This window comes from Pseudomonas oleovorans subsp. oleovorans (genome assembly GCF_002197815.1).
In the GTDB taxonomy this organism is placed as follows: Bacteria; Pseudomonadota; Gammaproteobacteria; order Pseudomonadales; family Pseudomonadaceae; genus Aquipseudomonas; species Aquipseudomonas oleovorans.
The window spans coordinates 23,694-47,200 of record NZ_NIUB01000022.1; the positions used below are offsets into that span (position 1 = coordinate 23,694).

Below are 23,507 nucleotides of genomic sequence, written 5' to 3' on the forward strand. Positions count from 1 at the left end.
GCAGTAAACAGTTGAAGTTTAGATTGAGGAAAGGGCTCTCATGGCTAGACCCGACCAGGAGCACGACAACGCCAAGCGGCCAGTTAGGCGCATGGCGGTTAAGGCACGCCAAGTCCAGGTACTTGCGGCCACTCGCTTCGATATTCGCTCAGTGCCGCAAGCTTTCAAGCACCTTCCTGTAGAGCTGCTAAGGCCGGGCATGTTCCAGACCCGGCGCAACTTCAAGCCGAGGGCGCTCCGAGAGCTAGCTGCCAGCCTGGAAACGGCAGGCTCAAACATTACCCCGCTTATTGTGCGCCCTCTCAAGCACGCTGAGGGCTACGAGATAATCGGGGGGGAGAGGCGCTGGCGTGCAGCCCAGCTAATAGGCATGCCGACGCTTCTCTGCTGCATCGGAAGCTTTTCTGATGAGCAGGCCATGTACTTGAGTGCAGTCGATAACATCCAGAGGGAAGGGATTAACCCTATCGAGGAAGCGGAATCCTATAACCTGCTGCTGCTCTCTGGCATGTCTCATAAGGAGGTTGCCGACGACATTGGCAAGTCCCGCACCCATGTCACGAACTATACGAGGCTGCTGAGCCTCCCCCTCGCGGTGCGAGACATGCTCGGAGACGAGCGCTTGAGCTATGCACAGGCGAGGCCGTTATGCAGTTTGTCTTCCCCCGGCCTTCAAGCAAACCTTGCAAGGGAGGCAGTACAAAAAAGATGGTCATCGAAGCGGGTTGAAGCCGAGGTGTCGAAGCTCAAGGCTCAGCGGCGCGTTGCTGTTCCTAAACCGATACATGGTGAAGATGTTGACGTTAAGCGGCTGCGTGACCTTGTGGCCGAACAGACCGGATACCCGTGCGTGATCGTCAAAACCGAGTCCGGTGGATGGCAGCTGGGTTTGCATGCTGGTTCGGCGGATGAGTTTCAAGGGATTCTCGAACGGCTCGGCGTGAACACCGATCAGCTGTAGTCGTGGATCGGGGGCTTTCTCGGCCCATTATGAAGTTAGAGATAGCTCGCCCACTTGAGATTCAAATGCGTAGCAAATTTGCCCTGACATTTCTTGCCAGCTCAATTCTTCTGAGCGGTTGTGCTTCGAGCCAGACCCCAGAGGTGGGGCTCATTCAGCCTCAGTCGCAGTACGACGACAGGATGCTCGATTCCCTTGGGAGCCAGCGTTACACCGAGCAGCAAATGCTTTACATGCGAAAGGTCGAAGCTCTTGAGCATGAGCTGGATTCACTTGAGCAGAAAAGGCGGGCTCTTGAATCTTCCATAGGAGTTAGCCAGCTTGAGGTTGGCTCAGGGAAGCTCCAGGCAAGCGACAGCGAAGCTGCTCGCATGACCGACTTCGCAGCGGCTACCCATGAGTCTCAAACCCGGCTTGCTCAGGAGTCGGCTGATAGGGCTGTCAATCAGGCTCTCATTGAGAATGACCGCGACCGAGTGCTGCTGGAGGCCGAGCTGGAGGCTAATCGCCGGCTTGTTGAGCTGGATCAGAAGTACAGCGCTTCCATTCAAGGTGCGCAGAGCGAAGCCGATAAGTCTCGCCTTCGAAGCGAACTAGAGGTCGAGAAGGTCAAGGCGGAGGCGCAAAGGAAGAAGGCTCAAGCGGAGGCCGATGCCATCCGCGGCCTCACGCGCTTGGAGCAGGACTATCAGTCCCGTATTTCGTCTGCCAAGCAAAGGGGGTTTGCGAGCACGCAGGCTGCCTCTCAAGAAACACAGGCCCAAAGAATCAAAGTTGCTTTGGCTAATGCTGATGCAAAGCGTCGCGTGAAGGATGACTTGTCCGGTGCCCAGGCTGCGCTTCTCCAGCTCAAGACTGAGAAGCAAGATGCCATTCAGCCTGTGAATGATGAGATTGCAAAACTGAATGCCCAGCTCAACGCGGCGAAGGGGCGACTCGCAGGGATTGAGGCGTCATTTAACTCCCAAATTGCAATCAAGCAATCGCACCTGGACATGCTCAACGCGCAAAGCGAGCAGCTTGCGGAGGTGGAGCAGACTCTAATCAACTCGCCTGTTGTTGGCCTCGCTGAGACGATGAGTGAATCTCCAGAGGTCCAACGTTTGGAAGCTGAGTTACAGGACGCGAAGGCCAATCTCCTGGCGCAGAAAGCAAATAGGCTTGCTGAGATTGAGCATCAATTGGGGCAAGACCTTGAGGCAATATCCGGGCGATTGAGCGCCCAGCTCAACTCGCAGCCAACAGGCGTTTCGGAGGTGACTGCTCGTATCGATAAGGCCGTTTCCGAGAATGCTATTCGTGCAGAGCTGGCTGCAAAAAAGACTCAGATCAACAACGAGGCGAGAAGCAAGCTTGCTGAGCTAACGGTCAAAACCGAGATTGCCAAAGCTTCTGTAGTCGCCCCTGTCCTTACAAATCGAGCTGTGTATTCGGGCACTTACGGAACTAGGCCAGAAGCATTCGCTGCCAAGCAAGACACTGCCGCAGTCGAACTGGTTGCAAAAGCAAAGGCCGTCAGCAAGCCCGTCAGCAAGCCCTTGCCGTCTGTTGATAATGCAGCAAAGGAAAAGCAGTCAGGCGCTGGGATTGCCCCGCTAATTGTTGCAAGCAGCTTTGAGCCCAGGAAGCCAGGTCCTCTGCTCAGCAATGTCGAAGATGGTGTCGTCGCCTCTGGGGTCATGTCTGGTGGCGACCTCAAGCCATTGGTGATAGCCCCCGCAGCGACCACTTACTCCGTTGTGTACCGATACACAGAGAAGGGGAGTGCTGACAAGTTCATGGCATACCTCCGGGCATATGGCATTACCGATTTCACGTACCAATACTCTGCCAAGCTTGGCCAGCATGTCCTTTTCATGGGCAAGTACACCGACAAAGATCAGGCAGTAAGTCGGGTGGCGTTCCTGAACAAGACAACGAATACGGCGAATGCACAGATTGTTGAGCATGACTTGTAGCCGGCCCACAGCACCCGCGCCATAAGCCGCCCTATGGGCGGTTTTTTTTTGCCGAATCGATCCGCGCATGCGCGGAAAAAACCGAAGTGAAAGCGTCCCCTTGCGTACTTCTAATCCGCATTGCGCGGAAATAATTTCAATTTTCCGCCTTTTTGAGTCGCCAATCCATTTGGCTATTGAGTCTGTGGAAGTCGCTCAACCCCTTGTAAATACTGGATTTAGTCAATTTGTAGAACGGCCTTGATCGGAATGCCGCCACGCATTGCGCGGAAAATTGCGTGAAATTGCTTGATAAAGCGCCTCAAGAGGTTAAAGTAGTGGTCGGCACTATTAGGAGATAGGCTATGACTACTCAATCCAAAACCAAGAAACCGTCGCTGGCGAAGCTTGAGGCGGTCATCAAGGCGGCGCTGGCCTCGCCTGAGCATCGTCTCAGCAAGATCATTGCAATCACCAACCAGAAGGGCGGCGTCGGCAAAACCAGCACCTCCTTCAACTTCGCTCATTACCTGAACGAGCTTGGCTACCGTGTACTCGCGGTTGATCTTGACGGGCAGGGGAACTTCACCGAGCTGTTCTTCGATCAGAGCGTGCTGACGCAGTACGTTCATACCCCCGCTCTCGCACTTTTCGAGCAGGGTGGTTGCGATAATTTTCAGCCACTGACTCACCCGAGCGGCATCGACGTATTGGCGACTCCACGCAACTGCCATGAGCTGAATGAAATCGATAGCCGCTCGATCAGTGTCGCCGAGGTGTTCTTCAACAACCTCTCGGCAATCGCGCAGCATTACGACTTCGTTCTGTGCGATACCCCGCCGGCCCCAGGTGTGCGCACCACTTCGGCATGCGCATCTGCCGACTACATCTTCGCTCCGGTGCTGGTTGATACGTTTGCTGACTCAGCGCTTGAAGGCGTCATCAGCAGCATTCAGAACATCGGCATGATGCTTGAGGCCGATCTGAGTCTTACCGGCATCTTGATTAACCAGCTGGTTCTGGACGGCACCGCTGACACGGCTCAGCAGTACAAAAACCTCGCCGCTCGTATCGGTTCGGCCCTCATCCCAACACCGATTCGCCAGACTAAGCCGTTCAGTCGTGCCCAGCGGAAGGGGATTCCTGTGTGGCACCTGCGCCAAAGCGGAAGTGAGCGCTCGACCAGCCACGAAACGCGCCAAGCGTATGGCGAAATGGCAGCTCGCATTCCTGAAATCCAGGCTGAGCGAATTGCATTTTTCAATGAAGTGAGCCGAGCAGTACGCGCCAAGATCGCGGCTGAGGCCACAGCGGTTTAAGGGGGGGGAGTATGAAGGTACGTAATTTCGGGAAGCTTGGTGACAGCTCCGCTGCTCAGCTGAATGCCGGCACCATCGGCATTCAGAAGGACAAGGTGGTTCACCTTGATCCTACGACTGAAATCCTCTACGACCCGGCAGAGAACATCCGCAACGGGAAAGTGGTGGATGACAGCATCGAAGGTCTGATCGAGCTGCGTTTGACCATGGATGGAGCTGAACAGCTCCAACCTATCCGGGTGTATCCACTGCCGCCTGAAAAGCTCGACGCGTCTAAGCCGGCGATGAAATATGGCATTGCCTATGGCCATCGCCGGACGCTTAGCTGCCGCCTGACAACTGCTGATCATCCGAGCATCGGACCGAAGCCCCGCAAGGTGGCAGCGGTGATTGACGTTGACTGGCTCAAGCGTGGCCGCTCCTATCGTCTTCGTTGCCAAATCCATGAGAACACCGCCAAGGTTGACCTCAACCCTGTTGAGCTGGGGCAGGCGCTTCGCGATTATCAGCGCGAGCTGGGCCAAGAAGAAAAACGGCACGTTTCCCAAACCGAGTTGATGCAGGTATACGGGCTCCGTGAGAAGACCGTCTACAACCTTCTCAAGGCTGCGGATTTCCACCCTGTCGCGAAGGAGGTGTGCCACAGCCACCTGCTCAGTGACCTGGATACCATGGTTACGTTCGACGTTATCTGCAAGCTGAATGAGGACTTGGCCAAGGCAATCTTTGAGAGCCTGAAAGTGCCCGGCGCTCCCAGCAACCGTACTCTGATTCGTCAGGCGCGTGTTCTCGCAGAGGATGAGTCCTACAAGTTCGATCCTGAAACTTGGGTTTGGCCGGAAAGCGTATCTGCTGTTGTTGAGCGTCAGGCCGGGCCTGTCACTACGACTACTACGACCGCCCAGGCCCCGTCGCAGCTTCCAGGTTCCCAAGGTTCTGATGCGCCGTCTTCGACTTATGGCCAGCAGCAAACAGGTGCTGCTACCCAGCAGAATTCGGGTGGCGCCGCTCAAGAGCCCCAAAGCACAGGTTCTCAGCCCGCCGCCCAGGTGAAGACAGGTGGGCCGACTGAGACTCAGGCTCCTGCTCATCCTCAGACCCAATCTGGAACTCAGCCGGTGGTCGTTACTGATGGTGTCGCTGGCGCACCGGAGCAGGGCTCTCGCGCTAATCTGGACGGTGCTGCGCCGGAGGCAAGTGCGCATGTGGCGAGCCAGCCGATCATCATGGTGGAGTTCAAGATGGGCGAGGAAGCCAAAAAGACCTTCACGGGTGAACTGCTCGTAAGTCGGAAAGCCAAGGCAACCAGTGCGGGCGTGATTGCCTACCTCAACGACGAAGGCCGTGAAGAAGTGATTGAGGTGCCGTTGAAGTACATCGGTCTGGTGTCGATCAATCACGCCTGACAAGCCGAAATACTCCGCGCATGCGCGGAGCCACAGGAGGGCATATTGCCCTCCTTTTTTTTTGCCATTTTGGGGACATTCCGGCCTTGTCTCCAGCCCGCCTAGAAGCCAATCTGTACCTGCTCCATGTGACCTTTCCGCTTTACGTCATTCGTAGAGTTTGGTCACGCCTCAGAACTTACTGCGTCCTCGCGGTTGTTCTGGGAGCTGATGCAGGTGGTGGTACTCATCGCTTGTATTGGCAACCCCGGATTGGGACTAGATAGCCTCGGCTTTCAACTTCCAATCCCGCTCTCGGTTTTGGATTTTGATGGCTTCGGCTTGATGGTTCTGATCGGGAGTTGTCACTTAGACGGCCTGAGCTTGCTTGGGTCTTATAGGTGGCAGCTGTGTCGTCCTATTTGGTTCTTGTGTGGTTCGTCCGCCTCCCAGTGGTTCGATGCAGTGGCTTTGAGTCAATTTGGTTTGGGTTCGCCCAGGTCTTATTTGGCTTATCGTCCTGTTCGATTTGACGGCTTCGGCCAGATGGTAGACCAGGATTGCAGTTTGAAGGTTTGAGTTCGCTTGAGCCTGAAATCTGCACCGTCTGTCTTTTGTCTGCGTCTCGCACGCTGGCTTGATGGATGTGCTCCGGTCGTTCGCGTTGAAAGGGGCTTGCTCCGATCCTCGTTGATGATCGAAAGATGTTTGTTGTAAACGAAATGCTCAATGTTGCGAGCACAAGGCTCCAAGCGGAAACGCTGACGATCCCATGCTTGTAACCGCCATCGGCGCCCTTGGTCGCCGATAGGCTGCTGTAGGGTCGCTTCCCAAGATTCATGAGGTGACTTGATATGAAACGTACTCTGCTGATCGTTCTAAGTGTCGCTGCTCTTGTCGGCTACAAGGCTTTCAATGATGCGCGCCACGATGTTGCAGGTGCGAACCAGTCTCGTTGTGCGGCCTACGCTGCAAATGACTTGGTATGCCCTTACAGCCAATGATGTACCCAGAAAAACCCGATCACTCGGGTTTTTCGCTTTAAGCGACATAGCCAGCAGTGAAAACTCGCAGGCAAAGCCAGGATTGATGCAAGAGCTGAAAAGCCCCGAGTCGAGCCTGGAATCCACGTCAAAGCGTGGAACGATCTTTAACAAAGCAGCACCACCAACCCATAGGGGCAGACTTCCCCTAGGGGAGCTGCCTTTTTCTTAGGAGATAGGCAGCTATGAACCGCAAACGTGAAAACTCGAAGTTTTCTGAACCTCTCTCAGTGACCGTCCAGAAACTGGTTGATCAGAACGGGGGCTGGCTGAACGTGATAGGTCGCATGACCAACACGTTTGATCATGCACTCGCAAAGGTTGGCCGGCTTACCGACTGTCCGTTCCCTTCGCGTCATGGCAAGGGGGGAGGTAAGGGCGACTTCCGATTCTCGGATTCGACTGAGAATCACAGCCACATCGGCAGGGCGATTTGCACCTGCATGCAAGATGGTGGCATGAGTGCAGTAGAGCTTTTGATGGAAGACGGGATAGGCGGAGGTGACTACACCAAATGCCTGCTCGAAATCTTCAAAGCTCTAAGTCCGGCAACGAGCGGTGAGCATGTAAGGAAGGAAGCGGCCTCGAAAGTGGTACGCCCAGCTGACAGCTCCACAGCTCTGACGCCAGAGAAAATCGCAGAGAGAAAGAGGAAGCTAGACCTCATTGCCCGAGACTTAGTGACCCTCGATCATCCAAGCGCTGCGCCTGGGCGTGCATACTTCAAGAAAAGGGGTATCCCGCTCAATGCAAACATTCAGGACGTGCGTTTCCATCCAGGCCTGGAGTATTGGGTGGACGATGAGAATGATCCTGAGAAGAAAAAGAAGGTCCTCGCTGGGGTTTTCCCGGCGATAGTGAGCGCGTTCCGTTCGGTTGATGGCCGTGTGGTGAACTTTCACCGCATATTCATTACAGCCGAGGGGGATAAGGCTCCGGTGATCAAAGTCAAAAAGATTTGCTCGCCGCTGCCTAAGTTCAGGGGCTCATCCATTACCGTCGCAAAAACTGAGGGGCGTGTTCTGCACGTTACTGAGGGCGTCGAGAAGGGGTGGGCAATTCATCTGGTGACAGGTGAATCCGTGAAAGTCGCTTACTCATGCAGCAGCTTACCCAAGCTGTATGTGGACAAAAGCGAGTACGACTCAGTAGTCATCTGGAGCGATAACGATCCGGTCAATCCGAAGCGTCGTCGGCCAGCTGGTGATGGTCAATACTTTGCTTGGGAACTCGCACGTCGCCTCTACAACGAGGGTTTCGATGTGACCTTCATGATGCCAATCAGTAACTCAGTCAGCGAGAAGGGGCCGGACTGGGAAGACTTGATAGTTAGTGAAGGAGTGTTAGACCTTGAGGGGTCTTACTTCCGAGTCCAAACGCTGAAAACCTTCGCGGTTAAAGGTGGTGTTAAAAAGCAGCATTCCCGTGCTGCTTGATCGCTTTCTGTCTGTCCTGTCGCGCTTTGCGCGGCAGGCAGGCAGCCTCCTACTTCTTCCTCGTTTAGCTCATAATGCGCTTCCACACACTGCGCGTAGATGGCATGCCTGACGTATCCCCAATCATTCGAGAACAAGAAGGTATTCGGCTCCGCGCTGCTTACAGGCGCATTAAGCTCAGGAAAAGGATTACCCAGGCTGATTTGGCCATTGCCTGTGGCTGGCAAAGTGCGAGCACGTTTAACCGCCTGCTTAGCGGGAAGATCACGCTTACTGGTGAGGTTCTGACTAAGCTGTGCGGTCTTCTAGAGGTGTTGCCCTCTGATATTTCACCACGCCTTGCTGAATCCGTGGATGCCATCGCTGAGCATCTGGTGGCTAGGCTACTGCCTGTCAGCTATGTCAATTCAGTTACTCGCGGGAGTTGGGGGGAGCCATTTCTCACCACCCAGCGGATCATTCATTTCACTTCTGACAGCAATGCCTTTGCTCTGGCATTCGAGGCAGCCGCAGCCCCTGCTGGTCTTGAAGGCTGGGTGCTGGTAGTAGAGCCTGCTGGGAAACCCATGCCCGGTGACTTTGTTGTGCTTCGCCATGGCGCCGGCAAATACTCGTATGGTCGGATCGGGCAGCCGCAGCCAGATGGTGCTTGCCCTGTAGAGGTAGTGGGGCGCGGAGTGATATTGGCTCGGCCCAAGCAGTGCATGCTGGTTGCGACCCTCGTTCGCCAGCGGGCGCTACAGGAATCCCGCGCATGCGCGGAAAATCTTAATCAGCAATTCAGTCGGTGATGCTTGCGGTAAGACGGCGGATGCGCTAAAAAAGCTATGTTCTATGTGCCAAGCTCTGCTTGCACAACCAGACTACCTTTGCGTCATCGCAGACGTTTTCTGGACCTGACCTCTCACGTCATCGTGTGATGGGAAGGAGACATTGCTAGACCATTTTGGTACGCAGCTTCTGTCTGTCGTACCGCATCGATTTAGCCAACCGTGTCCTCCGTTGAGTAGATGCGGCCAGGAGGCTAATTCATATAAAACGCGAGCCTCGCGTTTACTTCCTTGCTCCCCTTGCAAGGTAAGTCTTTGTCCTACAGTCCAAGTATCACTGCGTTCTTTGATCGCTCGGTGATTTTGGAATTCCATTTCCCACTTTGGGACTTCACGCCTTGGGCTGACCTTGTTCAGCTCCGGCTGGGTATTGTCTGCGCATTGCGTAACTACCCGGCCAACCGCGCTCCGGGTATCAAACTAATGCCCCTGTGCGCGGCAGGTGGAGAAGAAAATGGCATATCTTGAATATCAAAAGTGCTTGCTCCATGAGCAAAGGCAGGTCCAGAAGCGTCGAGAGGCGGAATTTTTGGATTCATTCCATCGTGGTTCTGCGCGTGTTGCAGCCATGATTGCGGAAGGTGCTTTGATTGATGAGGTGCTTGCACCTTTGCAATTAAATTGCTTGGAGAAGATGGAGTACGTTGCTAACAACAGTGTTTTCATCCGTGCCAAAGATGGGCATGAAGCCATCCAAGTTGTCTGGGCAGAGTCTCAGATAATTTGCGTACATCGTTTGCTCTCTAAGGAGTTTCGCAATGAATTTCAGGCCTTGTGGCTCGGAGTTTGGAGTGAGCAACTTGAGGGCCGATCAAGGAGTGCTGTAGTAGCTTCGTTCAAGCAAAAGGTCGAGTACCGTGTGCTGATGCGTCAATCCGCAGGTCCAAACAGCGAGATTCAGTTTGCTGCGAGCCCTGCTGTGACGATGCCGAGCTACATACTACGTTCCTAAAAAACCTAACCGGCGACGGTTTCCAACGTCGCCGGGGATTTCCTTGCACGTTGGTTTTTTCTAGCCGACTTAAAAGCGAGGTAAATCCAATGAACAAAAGTTCTAAATTCAAGGCTACGGCCTATAGCATCAACGTGTTCGTACTTGGTTTAACTGGTGGCTGGATAATCCCGGCTGATTTTTACAAGCCAGTGTCCTTAGTCACCGCACTCATACTGCTGGTGATGTTCCTGTCTGACTTCAAGCAGCCCTTTCCCAAGGACAAAGCGAGAGGGAAGGCCAATAAGGTCAAAACCAAGAGGAAACGTCCACCGAAAAAGAGAAAGAGAAAGAGAAGCAAGAGAAAGTAACAAGCTCGACCTTTCTACTACTTTTATTAGGTGAATAAAATGCACGACATTATCGCCAATGCTGGTGTAATACTGCTGCTCATCGTTGGAACCAGTCTCTGGTTGTATGCGAAATGGCAGGAAAAACCATCACGATAGTCGCGTAAACAATCGCCCTCGGCCATCTGGCTGGGGGCGATAACTCTGTAACACAGAGGGCTGCAAGAAAAACTCTTGGCCCTCTGGGGCTAGGTGTTTTTCTGGAGTTCTTAATTCCATGCCTAGTCCCCGCGACCTAGGCATTAAACCTATATGCACTGTTCGCGGCAGTTGCGGAGAAACATCATGACTCAAGTAAAAACTTCCAAAAAATCGATCTTCGTTCACAAAGCTTTCGGTTTTAACGATCCGATTCCAGGCTTTGAGCAAATGATCCAAATCGACGAAGTTCCGTCCCCTTACGTCCCTGCGATCAACCCTGACTACGTGTTTGAGCCAGACATGGTTGCTCGGGTGCTGCGGTCATACGCTTCATCCGAGAACATGATGTTCAACGGTGAAAAGGGCACTGGTAAGTCTTCATTCGTGCAGCAGTTCTGTGCGCGTCTGAATATCCCGCTTATGACCATCACAGGTGGTCCTGGCTTGGATGAGACTTACCTGATGGGGTCGAAGACAATTGAAAACGGCAGCGTCAAAGCTGTTGATGGAGTGTTGAGCTATTGCCTGCGTCACGGCATTGCCGTGCTGATCGATGAGATTGCAGCCATCAAGCCCAGCGTGTTGGTATCCATCAACGATGTGCTGAATGGTGATCAGGTGATCACCCTCAAACATCACGGCTTAGACCCGACCCTAAACCCTGACGACCTAGCAAAAGTCGAAGGAAACATGACCATCAAGCGGAACCCTCGGTTCCGTCTGTTCGCCACTGACAACACTGGCGGCAAGATGAGCCGTGATCCCCGCTATGCCGGCGTCCACACTCAAAACAGTGCAGTACGTTCCCGCTTCACCTGCTTCAAGATGAGCTTCATGAAGCCGGCGCTAGAGCTGAAAGCTCTGCTCGGTTCTACGAAGGGAATCCTGCCGGTGTTCGTGGGTAGGTCCATGGTCGAGTTGGCGATCCGCATCCGCGCATCGTTCGAGATCGGCGAAATGACTGATACGGTTTCTTTCCGTGAGCTTCAACGCTGGGCACGCAAGTCCCTGGTGTATGCGAAGTTCGATGCTAATCAACTTGTTGATGGCAAGCCGAAGATGATCCCCGACTGCGCGAAAGCGTTCGTTGATGCGATTTATACCGGCATGGAGGAATCGGATCAGGAAGTGTCGGCCAACTTCTACGAGTTGGTTTTCGGTACTGAACTAGACCTGCCAAATGAGTACAAGGCGACTGCGAGCAAGTTCCTGGAACAGCTCGATGCCGGCAAACTCGATTGGGACGAAGCTGCATAACTTAAACACCCTCCCCGAAAGGGGAGGGTTCTCTCCCGTGAGCTGGGATAAATCATCCAGCTCACGCTGGAAGGTTTATCCGAGCCCACAGCTCAAACCTTCCAGCCTCCGCACCTGGAAGAAACAAATCAATCCACGACGCGGCGTGTGAGAGAAAAACCATGAAGAAATTCATCAGCAACGCAAAAAGTGTTCTCAGCAAGGCAATCCTCGTAGCTTCGTGCCGCGTGGAGATTGCTCGCGCTGTTCTGGCCTACACGGTCGCGGAGTACCGCTTGAAAAAGCTGCATCCCGTGCGCCATGCCCGTAAGCGCGAAGCCATCAGCTATCAGTACAGAGCCAACCGGCTCACCTGTGATCTGGCGGTACAGAAACTGGGCAACCTTTAAATCAACCCCCACCAAGGGCAGGAAACGGCCCTTGCCGCTTCCTGTTCTACGGATTGGGAATCGCCCGTGCTGGGCTCAAATCACCCAGCAATGGGTTAGGAGTTTGATATGCGTTCTGTAAAAACTGCACCCGAAGGTTGGATTCAGTTCCTGCGCTCTCTGGCTTGCGACAACAAGTTGAAAGTCGTCGTTGGCCACGGCGTTGGCGCTGCAACTGATGGCGAGACTCTGTGGGTTCCTGCGCTACCTGAAAAACTCACACCAGATGATCTGGTGCTGTTCAAAGGAAATGCTTTCCACGAAGTCGGCCATATCCGCAAGAGCAACATCAAGTTCTTTCAGGCCTTTAGCAAGGAGCATGGCTCCTTCGCTCAGTTCCTTCTGAATGCGTTGGATGACGTGTTTATGGAGGGCGCGATGGCAACCTGGAAGAAGATGGCATCCCGGTACTTGCTGGACTCGACCATGGTTCTCATCAATCGTGGTCAATTCCGGGACGGCTCGGCGAGCTTGGGTGAGGCGGTGGCTTGCTACTGTCTCTCCTACTTGACCGCCAAGCGGTGGCCAACAGTGGGAGCTGCTGAAACCCGTATCGAGGCCAACTTGCGCAAGCATCTGGCCGAGCACGCGGACAAAGTGGTTCCTGCGCTACGCAACCTTCTTGATGCTGAGTTTCCGGCTGTGAAGTCCACTGAGGACGGAGCAGCACTTGCCCTCAAGATCATCGATCTACTGAAAATGCTCGCAGAGCAAGAGCAATCCCAGCCTAGTCCGTCTGCTGACGAAGACGAAAGCCAGGATGATGCCGAAGGCTCCAGCGCATCTGAACAAGGCCAATCTGACGATGCCGACGAATCCGAATCTGAACCGCAAGGCGATGACGAGGGCGAAGGCAAAACAGAGGAATCCGATCCGAAAGGTGAGGGTAAGGGCGACGGCGCTGCTGATGAGTCCAGCTCTGATCCGAAAGGTGAAGGGCAGGGCGAAAGCAAAGCTGGCGATTCCAAGCCTGAGCAAAACGGCGACGGTTCCGGCAATAGTGAAGGTGGCGCCGATGACTCCGAATCCGATCCGAAAGGTGAGGGGAAGGGTAAAGGCAAAGCTGAGCATGCTGGCTCTGAAAGCGACAGCGGTGATGCTGGTGAAGGCAACGGTGCTCAGGATGACAATGGCGCAAGCCAGAGTGGTTCGGGCTCCGAAGCTAACAGTGGCAAGTCGCTGCAACAGATGGTCGATGAAATGTTGAAAGAACAACTGGGCAACCAGGAGGTCTTCGACAAGGGCTCGGCAATCGAAGAACTGGCAAAGGGCATTAGCTCCGGCGCCGACGAGGACTACAAAGGTCAGCCAGTCATCGAAGGCTTGGTCTTCGATTTCGCAACAGGTGCAGGTAAGTCCGAAGGCTTTGCTGACGGGATGCCTGTGGTCGAAGCGGACAAGGTGATGGCTAACGTCATTGCCGATGTGACTGGCCGCAAGGCGAACGTGATGGGCAACCGCCTACGCGCACTGCTGGCAAACCGTGAAGAAACCGATGAGTACGACGCCCGTAATGGGCGGCTGTGCGAACGGAATCTGCATCGGTTCGCGCTGGATGACTCCCGTGTCTTTGCGAAAGCAGAGGAACGTGTTGAGGATACAGCCGCTGTCTCTATCACCGCAGACCTCTCCGGCTCGACCGCGATGGCGCGTGATGGTTCGTCAGTTGCTGAGCAAATTCGCATTGCTCTGACGCTCATCGAGAAAGTTCTGCATGAGGTGGGAACACCTCGCGAAATCCTGGGCTTTGCTCCGAATAGCGGCCAGCTCAACTGCATGGTGAAAACCTTCGGGGATAACCACCGTGTAGCGCTGGATCGTATCGCGGGTATGCACAGGCTTGTTGGCGGCGGCTGCACCCCCATTGGGGATGCCGTCCTGCAAGCAGGAGCGCGACTGATGGGTCATGAAGCACAGCGCAAGCTGCTATTCGTGATCACTGACGGTTTGCCTGATGATGTTGAGCATGCCCGAGACATGACCAAAACCGTCCTCCAGGGCGGAGTTGAGGTCATCTATCTGGTGATCGGTTCGGCCAAGGCTTGTACTTGGCTGCAATCGGCCAACATCAAGTTCGCACATGCAGAAAGCGCAGAAGGACTCATCCCCGCCCTGGTTTCCAAGGTGGCTGAGTTCCTAAAGTGATAAGTGGTAATTGATCAAGCCCCCAGTGATGGGGGCTGTTTCTCCCCAGTGGGCTGAACAAACATTCGGCTCACGCCGGATGTTTCTTGAGTTCATTGCAACTCGACACGTCCGGCTTCCGCCACCGGACGTACAAACCAATTCCCTGTGGCGGCAGGTGAGAGAAAGACCATGACTCAGACCTATGTTTCTAAAGTACGTACCGCTGTAAACGACGACCAAGTTGTTGTGTTCAACCTGATGGTTAGCTGCATGAGTGCCGAACGCCAGTTCGACCTCACCAAGCTGGGCATCGACGTGGACAAGCTGCCTAGCGCATCCCGTAAGCTCGTACAGGAGAGAATCTTTCCGAAGGAGTTTCTGAACAACTACAGCCGTCTCCGCGACCGCGCCAACGCCGTTCTGGACCGTGGCGCTGCCGTTCGGTTGGAAATGGGTGTTGTAAGCAGTCGTACCGAAGCTGTCACCAAGATCGAAGACCTCGATGCCATCAAGGCTGACTGGGCCGCTCAGATCGAAAAGGACAGCCACCGCTATGCCAGTATCTGCAACGAACGTATCGCGTTGATCGCCGCTGAGGCGTACAACGAGCAAGTTCCTGCCGAAGTGGTAAACACGCTGGTTGATGCACTCCGTAAGCGCCAACCCACCTGGGAGCACTTCGTGAGCCGCATGAACTTCGCTTACTCCCCTGTACCTATCAAGCTGGAACTGGACGAATCCAAGGCCGAATTCGACCCGATTCTGTTCAAGGCTCAGCGCGAAGGTCTGGTTGCATTGCGTGAAGGTGTGTTTGGTGCTCTGGTTCAGTATCTGAGCCGTGAGAGCAACGAAATCCTGAAAGTGTTGAATGGTAAGAAGCAGCATCACGGCGTCTACACCATCAACTACCGGACGGTAGCTCGCATCGGGGAAATCACTGAAAAGCTGCATGGTCTTGCCTTCGTTCACCAGCAAGTCGCGCCGTTGGCTTCTGTCATCGACGCTGCGCTGGCCTTCATGCCCAAAAGCGTGGAGAAGGACTTGGGATTGCAGCCGTCGCAGTTCCTCAACCTGATTGCGTGCCTTGAAGCGATTGCCGACCAGCATGAACTTCTGGCACGTCTGCGTGACAAGCAGCCGCTTGTTGAAGTGAGCAACCAACTGCCGCCAGTAATGGTGGCAAACGGGCATGCAGTATCGAACAGCATTGCACAGCAGGCTCTCGCAACCGCGAGAAACAGCCTGGGCGCGGCGCAGCAGACCCCTGTTGTTCCTAGCTCTGCTGTATCCACCGCTCAGGTGGTGGAAGAAGCTGAAATGGAAGCCTCGCAAGAGGTGGAAGTTGAAGCCGAGCCGGCTGTTCAAGAGTGCTTCATGGGCCTCGGTTTCATGGGCGCAACCCTGTTCGACTGATCTGTAAACCCTTCAACCCCGTATGGGCACACCACGCCCTACGGGGCAGTGGTGCGCCTTAAAGGAGCACTGCAATGCAATCACTTGATCTATTCGGCGATGTTGTCGAAACCAAGCAACCAACTAAGCCCAAAGCTCCAGCTGCGCCAAAGCCAAGTGCAGTGGTAAAGCTGAATCGTAGAAAGGCCTGGGGACACGGCGGATACCTCGCCACCCTGGACGACGACGATAGCTTGTCCATTGAAGGTACTGAGTCGTTTACCGAGAACGCGACAATCGAAAGGTTGGAGCAGGCTCTGTTCATGACCCCAGTAATCCGAAATGGAGAATGGGTTGAAGATGGTTCGTTCTACTCGTACCGGATCACAAAGCACGTTTGCGGGCAGCGTGAGTTCGGCAAGAGAGGTTCGATGTTGCACGACTGCACGTTGTACATGGTTCAAACCAGCGCCCAGAAAGTGTTGGAAGAAACCTATGACGACACAGGTTCGTGGTTGCCCAAATGGGCCTACTGGTTGTTCTGCTATCGCCTCCGCAAGGCTGACGAGAAAGAAGACCCGTATGAACTGCTCAAAGCCTTCACCGCAGTAATGACGCAACACGACTTCCTCGACGCATCCCGCAAGGGTGAGTCGTTGCGTCGGATCACGAAGCGTCTGCACATGCGGCAAAAACGAGCGCAGGAAAGGGCTTCGGCCTCTAACGCTGCTCAGGAAGACATTGATGACGAACTGGAACTGAAAACAGCCTGACTAGGCAAAACCCTGCCTCGCTCGGCGGCAGGGTTAGCGCCACCACCGTGTGTGCGAAAACAAGGCGACCGAGCGCCTATTGGAGATAACTGTGAAAACGCAAACCACTCAAATGAACCTCGCTGAAAAAGCGTTCGTAGCTATCTGCGGATTTGTATGGCGCTTGCTACGACTGCTCGATCCCAAACCGATCCAGCGATACTTTGCAGCGAGGATCAACGTAACGGGCCAGCCGATCAGCAAGCTTCACTCGCTGAGCATTGCTGACGCTACCGAGCATGTTTGCCGGGTCAACAATAACCGCATGAAGGAAGGCGAAGGCTTTCTGGCGAAGCGCGGGGACCTGTTGAAGGTGTACAACCCGGCAAACATGAAGTTCGTTTATCGCTATGCCCAAGGGGCTGGCGAACTGCGAATCCGTTACAACGAGCTAGGCCTCGACTACGACGCTAAGTTGGAGTTGGGTGTCCTTAACGACGATGCCGTCGAACTCCAGGTCATGAAGGCTAATACCGCTGATCGTGAGTTCTACTTGATGTACCAGGATCGTTCTGTTTCCAGCCGTCAAAGCCGTGCGCTTGGCTGGTACATGCTCCTGGGAGGCATGTTGATCACGCTGCTCACTTACGCCATTGGCGCTGTCGCGCAGCTGATCAGAACCTTCTTCTAACGTTTGGTGACTCCATAGGCTTCGGCCTGTGGGTGTCACCCCGAAGCCCATTCTTGGAAGTGAGCTTTGGGGTGACACCCACAGAAAGCGAGGCTCCGATGACACCGAATGTAATAGACGTAGATCACTACCGAAGCATCGGTGTGACGTTTCTTCCGACCTTTCAAGGCGGGGCGGTAGGTGTCATTGCACGCTATGACCTCCCCAAGCTGTTCTATCCGTCTTCATTCGGTGAAGCCCAACTCAGGCTGATCCTCGACAAGCTGAATAGCAACTTGAGAGCGACGTACCGGGGGTGCGGCTACTACGGTAGTTGCCCACCAGGGGAACACGACTCAAGCGACAGTAATGTCTATGTTCTGTTCGCTGACAAAGAGTTCTACGAAGACTATAGAAACGGTAGCGAGTCGCTAGTGCCGGCGTAAATGCCTGCTGCGACGTAAGCTGCGCGTGCGCCTGGGCACGTCGAGGGGAGTCCGGTTGGGTAAGAGCCGGGCTCCCTGGCGTTTCTGCATTGACTTCGGTTGCGGCGGCAGCAGGACAGCATTCAACCTGTATCTACTCACAGGAGGCTTGCTTTGATCCCGTTCGCTGAAATCGACCACGTTCTGATTTTCTTCTCTATTTTCCTCTGCGTAAGCCTGATGATTTACCGAACTCTGAGAGCCTGGGTGGCACTCGGAGCGTTTTTCTGTGCCTGCCTATTTATTCTGGTGGATGGGCATTATTGGTTAGGAGCTGTACTGCTGCCCGAGGGGCGCAATCCTCAAATCGCAACAGTGGGCTTGATGCTTGCTTCTGCGGCCATCCTGACCATGCTTGCCGCGCTTCGCCGCACGCGAAGTTTCGACCGGATCATCGTTGGGGTTGCGAACATCAGTGTTCTGCTCACGTCAGGGCTATTCCACTATGTTCTTGTTCAGCAAGTTCTCCCGGCCTGGGCAAAAGACGCTGCTTGGGGGAATAGCTACCTTCTGGCGCCGGCCAGTGAGAGCTTTGAGGGCGAATGTGCAGAGGCCAACCTTTCATGCTGGAATGCTGGGCATATCAAATCCGGTGCGCTGCCGGTCGCATTCAAGCAACAGGTCGAAGGTGTGTACACGTTCTACCAGTCGAACAAGCCTGACGGCGAGGTGGGATACGGATTTGGCGTATTCAACGATCTTGGCCAAGACGGAGTGGCCGTCATCCTGTTCCATATGAAGGGGGAAGATATTCGCGTCATAGCTGACCCTAAGACGGGTACGCGCATCCACTCGAAGGTACGGGACTTGTTTTATTTGCTCGACACCACGGCTCACGCGGTTTGGATTGCTGGAGCGTTATTCTTAATTGCATTCCATCGCAGACGCTTTAGCCGAAGGAGTGCCCGTGCTGATCGACTTTGAGAAAACACACCGTTCATACCTCGTCGGCTCGATGATTGAAAACGTTTGGCAGTTCAAGCCTACGAACGAGCGCGATCCAAGGTCAGGATTTTTCCCTGCCAGTCACCAAATATTCAGTAACGCGGCGTTGCAGGTTGCGCTGCATCTTTTTAACAGCATCAACGAGCGCGGGCAGTGTGTTGGCGTAAGTCACTGCCTGTATCTCAATTTCACTCGCAAGATTGATGGGGTATACAAGCTCAACAACGACAATGGGCGCGTGGCCTTTCACCTTGACCTCGGCGTCGCCAGCGATCTTTACGGATTCGTGACTGGCTCAGTCGATGATTTCACCTACCGCGTGGTTCGCTCTGGAAGACCTCCCAAGTGCATCCAGGGGATCAGCATCTGGCGTGATGGCGCAAGAGTCGCCGTCTTGCGGGTGGAAGATGGCCGCAAGGAAGCGGCCAGTATTGAGGTGGATTTGGACAGGGCGGCGCAGATCGCGGTAGCGGCGTTCTGTGTTGCCTACGGAAGGCTTCTCTATCCCTCGCTCGGCGAGGCAGCCATCATGGCTATTTTGTCTCCACCACCTAAAACCCGCGCATGCGCGGAAAAATCAGCACCCCACGATCAACTTGAGGGAGAAACCGCGTTCGCTTCGCAACAGGCTGGCTCAGCTCAAGCTCAGGATGACCCTGCAACAACACAAGCCCTGCGGCGGTTGCGCAAAGCGATATGGGCCATAGGTAATCAGAAATGGCCGGGAATGACGCTCAAAGCCCTTCAAGCTATCCAGGCACTGAACGACCCTGACCACTTACAGGCGCTTATCGATCAGGGTAATGCCGGCGACTTCGCCGCATGGGACAAGTACGCACAGTAGTTTTTAGTGCCGACCGAGCATCTGTCCGCCGAATTGCTGCCCTCTCAGAGGGCATTACCTAGGTATGGACATTATCGATATTTCCGCTTCAACCGTTCAGCAGCACAATGCCCAATTCCCCCGCGAGGTCGAGATTGTAAGGGAGGTTGATCGCATCCTCCGTATGCGTCTATTCCCTCACAAGCGGGTATGGGTGGACGTGCGATTTGACTACGGCATGGCTGAGCATTCGTCTTCGAAAGTCACGCTCATGCAAATCAGTGGTGAAGTTCATGGGATCGCCGAGGTTCGCTTTCAGGGGCTTTTCCTCTGGCAGGATTTCCAGACGTTCTTCTACGAGGTAGTGCCCCATGAGCTGGCACACGTTCTTATGGAGCTGCGCTGCGCTGAGCGCGGTGTAACCATGGACAAGGCTCATAGCGACGAATGGATTGATCTTGTCCTGGACATAAATCCAGACGCAGAGCCGGCAGCCAAAGTTAAGGGCAATTTTGACGACAGGCCCGTCAAGCTTCAAAAGGGTGGTATTGCCTGCGAATGCGACTGTGACGACCTCTCGTCCTTTGTCGTTGTGGCGAACACTCCATCAACTGTCATGAAGCTCAAGGGCGAGGATTTGTGCTGCTCAGAATGCAGCTCGGCCTATCGACGAATCCAGAAAGAACATTGGCCCGCAGAAATATTATCTGCGTTGAGTTTTTACGAAGGTGTTATGGAGCGAAAGGTCCACAACGCCCCGCTATCTAGGTAATTTCAATGTCGGCATTTGTTCCATTTGATGAAAAGATTCTAATCGGCTACTGCCCGCAAGGGGAGGTGGTTGAGTGGTGCTTTCCCTTCCTAAATAACTTCAATGGCTTGTTCATGGGTACGTCAGGTTCGGGTAAGACCTGGACGCTGAGGAACATGATCGCCCGTGTGTATCGCCGGGGTACGACCTTTCATATTGTGGATGTGAAAGGTGATTTTCAGGCTGAGAACTTCATATCGCAGGGACTTGGCCATTTAGTCTCCGAGTCCGATTTCAACTTCATCAACTTCTCGTATTTCGATGGCGGTTCGTCTCTGAACCCGATGCAGGTGCCCAGAAGCCAAGATGGCGGCGGGGTCACGATGACCATCGAGACAGTGAAGGAGTTGGCCACCAAGTTCAACCACAAGCTCGGCTCGACTCAGCTTGGCTATCTCGGCGAGGTGTTGAAGGCTGTATATGCTGACTTTGGTATCGAGCACGAAGATGAGAGCACTTGGGGCAAGAAGGCCCCGACTCTCGCTGACGTGTACGAGAAACTGACCCTGGTTTATCAGTGCATCGTCAGTGGCTTGGACTCTGGTTCTGTCGGCACGATCATGAATGAGATTGGTCGCGCAAAGCGCAAGACCCTTGCAGCTATCCGCAAGGCCAAAGATGAAGAACAAGATCAGGAGTCAATTTCGCTGCTTTGCCAAGAAGAAGCCGATGCGGCCAGTAATGTCGTGGCTGGAATAATCAAGTCGCAGCTGTCCTATGACGAACTGGGGCGGCATGGCATTGGTGAGGAATGGCAGCACTGGAATAAAACCTCTGTTTACTCACTCCGAGATACCATCGGTCAAATGGTTGATAGCCGGCTTTTTACTGGCGAAGCATCCAAGGTGCGAGAGGGTGCAATCAACGTCTACAACATGACGAACATTTCTTCTGCCCACCAGCAGATCATGATGGACATTATTGCAAGGCGAACCTTCGCGATGGCCGTCTTGAAAACCAAAATCACAGGTAATGCCGACCCCAAAAGCGCAGGCCACATTCTCGTATGCGATGAGGGCAAGCACGCCAAGGCAATATCCAAACAGCCCCTTAGCCCGGTAAACCGTATTGCTACGGAAGGCCGTGGCTTTGGCCTCGGTGTCTGGATGGGGGTACAACAGCCCGACCAGGTAACACAGGATCAGCTCAGAAACTTCGCTTTCTACTTCCTGCTCAAGACGCCTGAGTCGAGTTCGAAAGAAATGCAGCGGATGTTTAGTCTCAAGCCGAATCAGTTAAAGCAGTTGGAGTTCAGGGAAAACTGCCTGTACAGCGCCGGCCAAAAGTATGTCTGCGTCCGACAATTCAAAGAGGACTGACCCATGAAGCGAGGCTGTATAGGTCTGACGCTGACGCTGGCGCTTTCCGTGTCCGGGTGTGCGTCGCAAGTTGGTGGTGTCATCCCAAACCAAACCAAACCTCAGCGCGAGGCTCAGATCGAGCTTGCTGCCCAAGCGGTAAAGGCAGGCAACTTTGAGTATGCAGAGCGTTTGCTTGGCCCTTACATGTACCGCAGCCAGGAAGGGGAATTGCTTTTCAAGTCCCTTGGGGTTAGCTCTGACGTTGAGAAGAAGGCAGTCGATACCGTTGCCCTGATGCTCTGGGGCACTGGCCGCGATGTGTCCTTGGAGAAATTCGCAGGACGCTACATGAGCGGATATGAGCGCGATGTAATGTTGTGCAGGCTCGCTGAGCGGAACGCAATCTATGAGCGGGCATACGCCTGCTGGAACGATTTGGGTGATGTAGATCGGGCCAGAAGGGTGACTCGAACGGAGAGCGCCCTGCGGATTTTGAAAGACTAAAAAAGGAGGCTATGCCTCCTTTTCGTTATCCGCTTCTTCTTCGTCCACGTCGCTGTCGCCCTGGACTGTGTTGTCAACCGTAGCCCTCGTAATGCGTACTCGATAGGCAGCGGTCCCCCATTTCTCCTGTAGGCCTGGAACGAGCTTTTCAAGCTCTTGCTTCTGGATCATCAGCACGGCTCTGAAACGGGTGTTCCCTATGCGGCAGTCGTACAGCCCGAACTCCGATGCGAAGCTTTTGTAGCTCGTCATCAGTAGCCCCATCTGATTGAGCCGCTGGCTGACCAAGCGCGAAGCAGGGTGTGAAAACGTCCGTGTCTCATGGTCTAGCTGGAGCTTGCGGTTCAGCTCTACGGGCAGGTGCTTGCCCAGCAGCTCCAGAACTGCGGACATGGGGGTGATGACATACTCAAGAGCAGGGGTGGACCATCCGCCCGCGTGGCCGGTCTTGTTGAGGTATCCGTTGATGTTCAGTTCGCTGATGGTATCAAGCAGTGCTTTCTCGATTGATTCGAGCTGTTCGTCTGACAGGCTCTCTATGGCGGCGGTCTTTTCTTCTTTGATCGCGTAGCCGTCACTCAAGCGCAAGGCCTGTATCAGTGCCTCGGTTCGATTGCTGGCACCAATGGGGAGGTTGTCTGGGTCGTGGTAGTACCGTAGCGCAAGCACCAACGTGTTGCGCTCATCCTCGGGTAAATCCCGGAATTCTGGCTGGGTCGAAACGATGTAAGCGGCGTACTTGTTGTGGTGCGTTGCGTTTACGTTCTTGGCCCAGGAGTCACCCTGTTTTTTGTAGGCGAGCAACTTGTCCAGGTCATGAGCAATCCCGGCAACAAGTGCCAAGGGTTCCACCTTGCCGCGCTCGGTGAAATAGGCTTGGACTTTCTTTGCAACGGAAAGCGAGTGCTCGAACAAGGAGGCATCTGCGTGATGACCTCCAATGCTTGCTGGAACCCCAGCATGGGCTTTGAGCATTGAGTAGATGCTGATGTATAGGCGCTTGTGTGGGCTCAGTTCTACGCCTTCTCGTATTACCACGGAGGCCCGGTCAATCCGGTAGAAATTCTGCTCGTAAGGCGATTTATCGACCTTGCCCCCAAGCCACTCCCCCTTTGCAGGGCCTGGATACTTCGGAAGGATCACCATCAAGTCCGAGCCTTTGATTTCAGCTGCATTGAGGGTGCTCCCCTTTTTTTCAGCGCTTCTTTCGCTCCCATTCCCATGTGCAGGTTTTGGCGAAAGGTATTGAAAGCCGAAGTAGGTGGCTAGGAAAACGCCACCGAAGTACAGCATTCCCTGGAACATGATCAGCAGGAGCGCTGCGAGGGTTCCAAGGAATCCCCCTTCGGAGACGATCTGCTTGGCCCACAGTGGCTTGAGCTGATACCAGCTCGTAGTTAGTGCGCTGGTCTGCACGTCGAGGTGCTGATTCGTCTGGATCAGGTAGTAGGTGTACACCAGTAGCCCTGCCAGTGCGCAGAGCGCAGTGGCGAAAATCCCGGTGTTCTTATTTACCGTTGGTTTGTTGGCCATGGAGCCTCCCGATGTTCCTTCGGTCCATGGTGGTGAAATTTTTTTTCAGAATCCACTCAACAACCTGCCGTTTTGGGGGACTCCAT

General features: G+C 54.2%; 21 protein-coding genes. 20 read left to right on the forward strand and 1 reads right to left on the reverse strand.

Annotation, left to right across the window (positions count from 1 at the left end; genetic code table 11):
- Positions 1–40 precede the first annotated feature (40 nt).
- The 20 genes from PSOLE_RS14260 (at position 41) to PSOLE_RS14360 (ending at position 21,888) form a co-directional block, all read left to right on the forward strand.
- The gene (locus tag PSOLE_RS14260; RefSeq protein WP_083393736.1) at positions 41–961 is read left to right on the forward strand and encodes a ParB/RepB/Spo0J family partition protein; all 921 of its coding nucleotides are present in this window, start codon (positions 41–43) and stop codon (positions 959–961) included.
- A 65-nt stretch (positions 962–1,026) separates the two neighbouring features.
- A complete protein-coding gene (locus PSOLE_RS14265; RefSeq protein ID WP_074858305.1) occupies positions 1,027–2,919 on the forward strand; it encodes a coiled-coil domain-containing protein in 1,893 nt (630 codons plus the stop codon).
- A gap of 344 nt (positions 2,920–3,263) precedes the next feature.
- The gene (locus PSOLE_RS14270) at positions 3,264–4,217 is read left to right on the forward strand and encodes a ParA family protein (protein ID WP_020307536.1); all 954 of its coding nucleotides are present in this window, start codon (positions 3,264–3,266) and stop codon (positions 4,215–4,217) included.
- A gap of 11 nt (positions 4,218–4,228) precedes the next feature.
- On the forward strand, positions 4,229–5,623 hold the full coding sequence (locus PSOLE_RS23765) for a hypothetical protein (RefSeq protein WP_139204954.1): 1,395 nt from the start codon (positions 4,229–4,231) through the stop codon (positions 5,621–5,623).
- An 833-nt stretch (positions 5,624–6,456) separates the two neighbouring features.
- Entirely contained in the window at positions 6,457–6,606 is a 150-nt protein-coding gene (locus tag PSOLE_RS24115; protein ID WP_154070716.1) for a hypothetical protein, read from the forward strand.
- Positions 6,607–6,830: 224 nt separating this feature from the next.
- Positions 6,831–8,081 (forward strand): DUF7146 domain-containing protein, encoded by a 1,251-nt coding sequence (locus PSOLE_RS14285; protein WP_074858315.1) that lies wholly within the window; start codon positions 6,831–6,833, stop codon positions 8,079–8,081.
- 104 nt (positions 8,082–8,185) lie between these two features.
- Entirely contained in the window at positions 8,186–8,872 is a 687-nt protein-coding gene (locus tag PSOLE_RS14290) for a helix-turn-helix domain-containing protein (RefSeq protein WP_158212582.1), read from the forward strand.
- A 493-nt stretch (positions 8,873–9,365) separates the two neighbouring features.
- Positions 9,366–9,863 (forward strand): hypothetical protein, encoded by a 498-nt coding sequence (locus PSOLE_RS14295; RefSeq protein WP_074858322.1) that lies wholly within the window; start codon positions 9,366–9,368, stop codon positions 9,861–9,863.
- Between the two features lie 89 nt (positions 9,864–9,952).
- Positions 9,953–10,213, forward strand: a complete 261-nt coding sequence (locus PSOLE_RS14300; protein WP_074858325.1) for a hypothetical protein — start codon at positions 9,953–9,955, stop codon at positions 10,211–10,213.
- A gap of 324 nt (positions 10,214–10,537) precedes the next feature.
- Positions 10,538–11,650, forward strand: coding sequence for an AAA family ATPase (locus tag PSOLE_RS14305; RefSeq protein WP_020307543.1), 1,113 nt, complete (start codon positions 10,538–10,540; stop codon positions 11,648–11,650).
- 161 nt (positions 11,651–11,811) lie between these two features.
- On the forward strand, positions 11,812–12,039 hold the full coding sequence (locus PSOLE_RS14310) for a hypothetical protein (protein WP_020307544.1): 228 nt from the start codon (positions 11,812–11,814) through the stop codon (positions 12,037–12,039).
- 108 nt (positions 12,040–12,147) lie between these two features.
- Positions 12,148–14,223 (forward strand): hypothetical protein, encoded by a 2,076-nt coding sequence (locus PSOLE_RS14315; RefSeq protein WP_074858328.1) that lies wholly within the window; start codon positions 12,148–12,150, stop codon positions 14,221–14,223.
- 171 nt (positions 14,224–14,394) lie between these two features.
- Positions 14,395–15,618, forward strand: coding sequence for a DUF3150 domain-containing protein (locus PSOLE_RS14320; protein ID WP_083393737.1), 1,224 nt, complete (start codon positions 14,395–14,397; stop codon positions 15,616–15,618).
- A gap of 74 nt (positions 15,619–15,692) precedes the next feature.
- Positions 15,693–16,370, forward strand: coding sequence for a hypothetical protein (locus PSOLE_RS14325; protein WP_058151602.1), 678 nt, complete (start codon positions 15,693–15,695; stop codon positions 16,368–16,370).
- Positions 16,371–16,461: 91 nt separating this feature from the next.
- Positions 16,462–17,040 (forward strand): hypothetical protein, encoded by a 579-nt coding sequence (locus PSOLE_RS14330; RefSeq protein ID WP_115288508.1) that lies wholly within the window; start codon positions 16,462–16,464, stop codon positions 17,038–17,040.
- Positions 17,041–17,618: 578 nt separating this feature from the next.
- Entirely contained in the window at positions 17,619–18,428 is an 810-nt protein-coding gene (locus PSOLE_RS14340) for a hypothetical protein (RefSeq protein ID WP_074858338.1), read from the forward strand.
- Entirely contained in the window at positions 18,412–19,293 is an 882-nt protein-coding gene (locus PSOLE_RS14345; RefSeq protein WP_074858341.1) for a hypothetical protein, read from the forward strand. The genes PSOLE_RS14340 and PSOLE_RS14345 overlap by 17 nt, the downstream gene beginning before the upstream one ends.
- A 64-nt stretch (positions 19,294–19,357) precedes the next feature.
- A complete protein-coding gene (locus PSOLE_RS14350; protein WP_074858343.1) occupies positions 19,358–20,044 on the forward strand; it encodes a tumor necrosis factor receptor family protein in 687 nt (228 codons plus the stop codon).
- Positions 20,045–20,049: 5 nt separating this feature from the next.
- Complete coding sequence (locus PSOLE_RS14355; RefSeq protein ID WP_115288507.1) at positions 20,050–21,402, forward strand: type IV secretion system DNA-binding domain-containing protein; 1,353 nt, start codon at positions 20,050–20,052, stop codon at positions 21,400–21,402.
- Between the two features lie 3 nt (positions 21,403–21,405).
- On the forward strand, positions 21,406–21,888 hold the full coding sequence (locus PSOLE_RS14360; protein WP_074858346.1) for a hypothetical protein: 483 nt from the start codon (positions 21,406–21,408) through the stop codon (positions 21,886–21,888).
- A 9-nt stretch (positions 21,889–21,897) separates the two neighbouring features.
- Here PSOLE_RS14360 and PSOLE_RS14365 read toward each other — a convergent pair whose 3' ends face one another.
- A complete protein-coding gene (locus PSOLE_RS14365; protein ID WP_074858349.1) occupies positions 21,898–23,421 on the reverse strand; it encodes an HD domain-containing protein in 1,524 nt (507 codons plus the stop codon).
- Positions 23,422–23,507: the final 86 nt, after the last annotated feature.

Coding starts and splice junctions, on each gene's coding strand:
- PSOLE_RS14305 (WP_020307543.1), top strand. CDS start 10,538: ATGACTCAAGTAAAAACTTCCAAAAAATCGATCTTCGTTCACAAAGCT.
- PSOLE_RS14360 (WP_074858346.1), top strand. CDS start 21,406: ATGAAGCGAGGCTGTATAGGTCTGACGCTGACGCTGGCGCTTTCCGTG.
- PSOLE_RS14320 (WP_083393737.1), top strand. CDS start 14,395: ATGACTCAGACCTATGTTTCTAAAGTACGTACCGCTGTAAACGACGAC.
- PSOLE_RS14295 (WP_074858322.1), top strand. CDS start 9,366: ATGGCATATCTTGAATATCAAAAGTGCTTGCTCCATGAGCAAAGGCAG.
- PSOLE_RS14270 (WP_020307536.1), top strand. CDS start 3,264: ATGACTACTCAATCCAAAACCAAGAAACCGTCGCTGGCGAAGCTTGAG.
- PSOLE_RS14350 (WP_074858343.1), top strand. CDS start 19,358: ATGGACATTATCGATATTTCCGCTTCAACCGTTCAGCAGCACAATGCC.
- PSOLE_RS14315 (WP_074858328.1), top strand. CDS start 12,148: ATGCGTTCTGTAAAAACTGCACCCGAAGGTTGGATTCAGTTCCTGCGC.
- PSOLE_RS23765 (WP_139204954.1), top strand. CDS start 4,229: ATGAAGGTACGTAATTTCGGGAAGCTTGGTGACAGCTCCGCTGCTCAG.
- PSOLE_RS14260 (WP_083393736.1), top strand. CDS start 41: ATGGCTAGACCCGACCAGGAGCACGACAACGCCAAGCGGCCAGTTAGG.
- PSOLE_RS24115 (WP_154070716.1), top strand. CDS start 6,457: ATGAAACGTACTCTGCTGATCGTTCTAAGTGTCGCTGCTCTTGTCGGC.
- PSOLE_RS14265 (WP_074858305.1), top strand. CDS start 1,027: ATGCGTAGCAAATTTGCCCTGACATTTCTTGCCAGCTCAATTCTTCTG.
- PSOLE_RS14300 (WP_074858325.1), top strand. CDS start 9,953: ATGAACAAAAGTTCTAAATTCAAGGCTACGGCCTATAGCATCAACGTG.
- PSOLE_RS14325 (WP_058151602.1), top strand. CDS start 15,693: ATGCAATCACTTGATCTATTCGGCGATGTTGTCGAAACCAAGCAACCA.
- PSOLE_RS14290 (WP_158212582.1), top strand. CDS start 8,186: ATGCCTGACGTATCCCCAATCATTCGAGAACAAGAAGGTATTCGGCTC.
- PSOLE_RS14365 (WP_074858349.1), bottom strand. CDS start 23,421: ATGGCCAACAAACCAACGGTAAATAAGAACACCGGGATTTTCGCCACT.
- PSOLE_RS14285 (WP_074858315.1), top strand. CDS start 6,831: ATGAACCGCAAACGTGAAAACTCGAAGTTTTCTGAACCTCTCTCAGTG.
- PSOLE_RS14355 (WP_115288507.1), top strand. CDS start 20,050: ATGTCGGCATTTGTTCCATTTGATGAAAAGATTCTAATCGGCTACTGC.
- PSOLE_RS14310 (WP_020307544.1), top strand. CDS start 11,812: ATGAAGAAATTCATCAGCAACGCAAAAAGTGTTCTCAGCAAGGCAATC.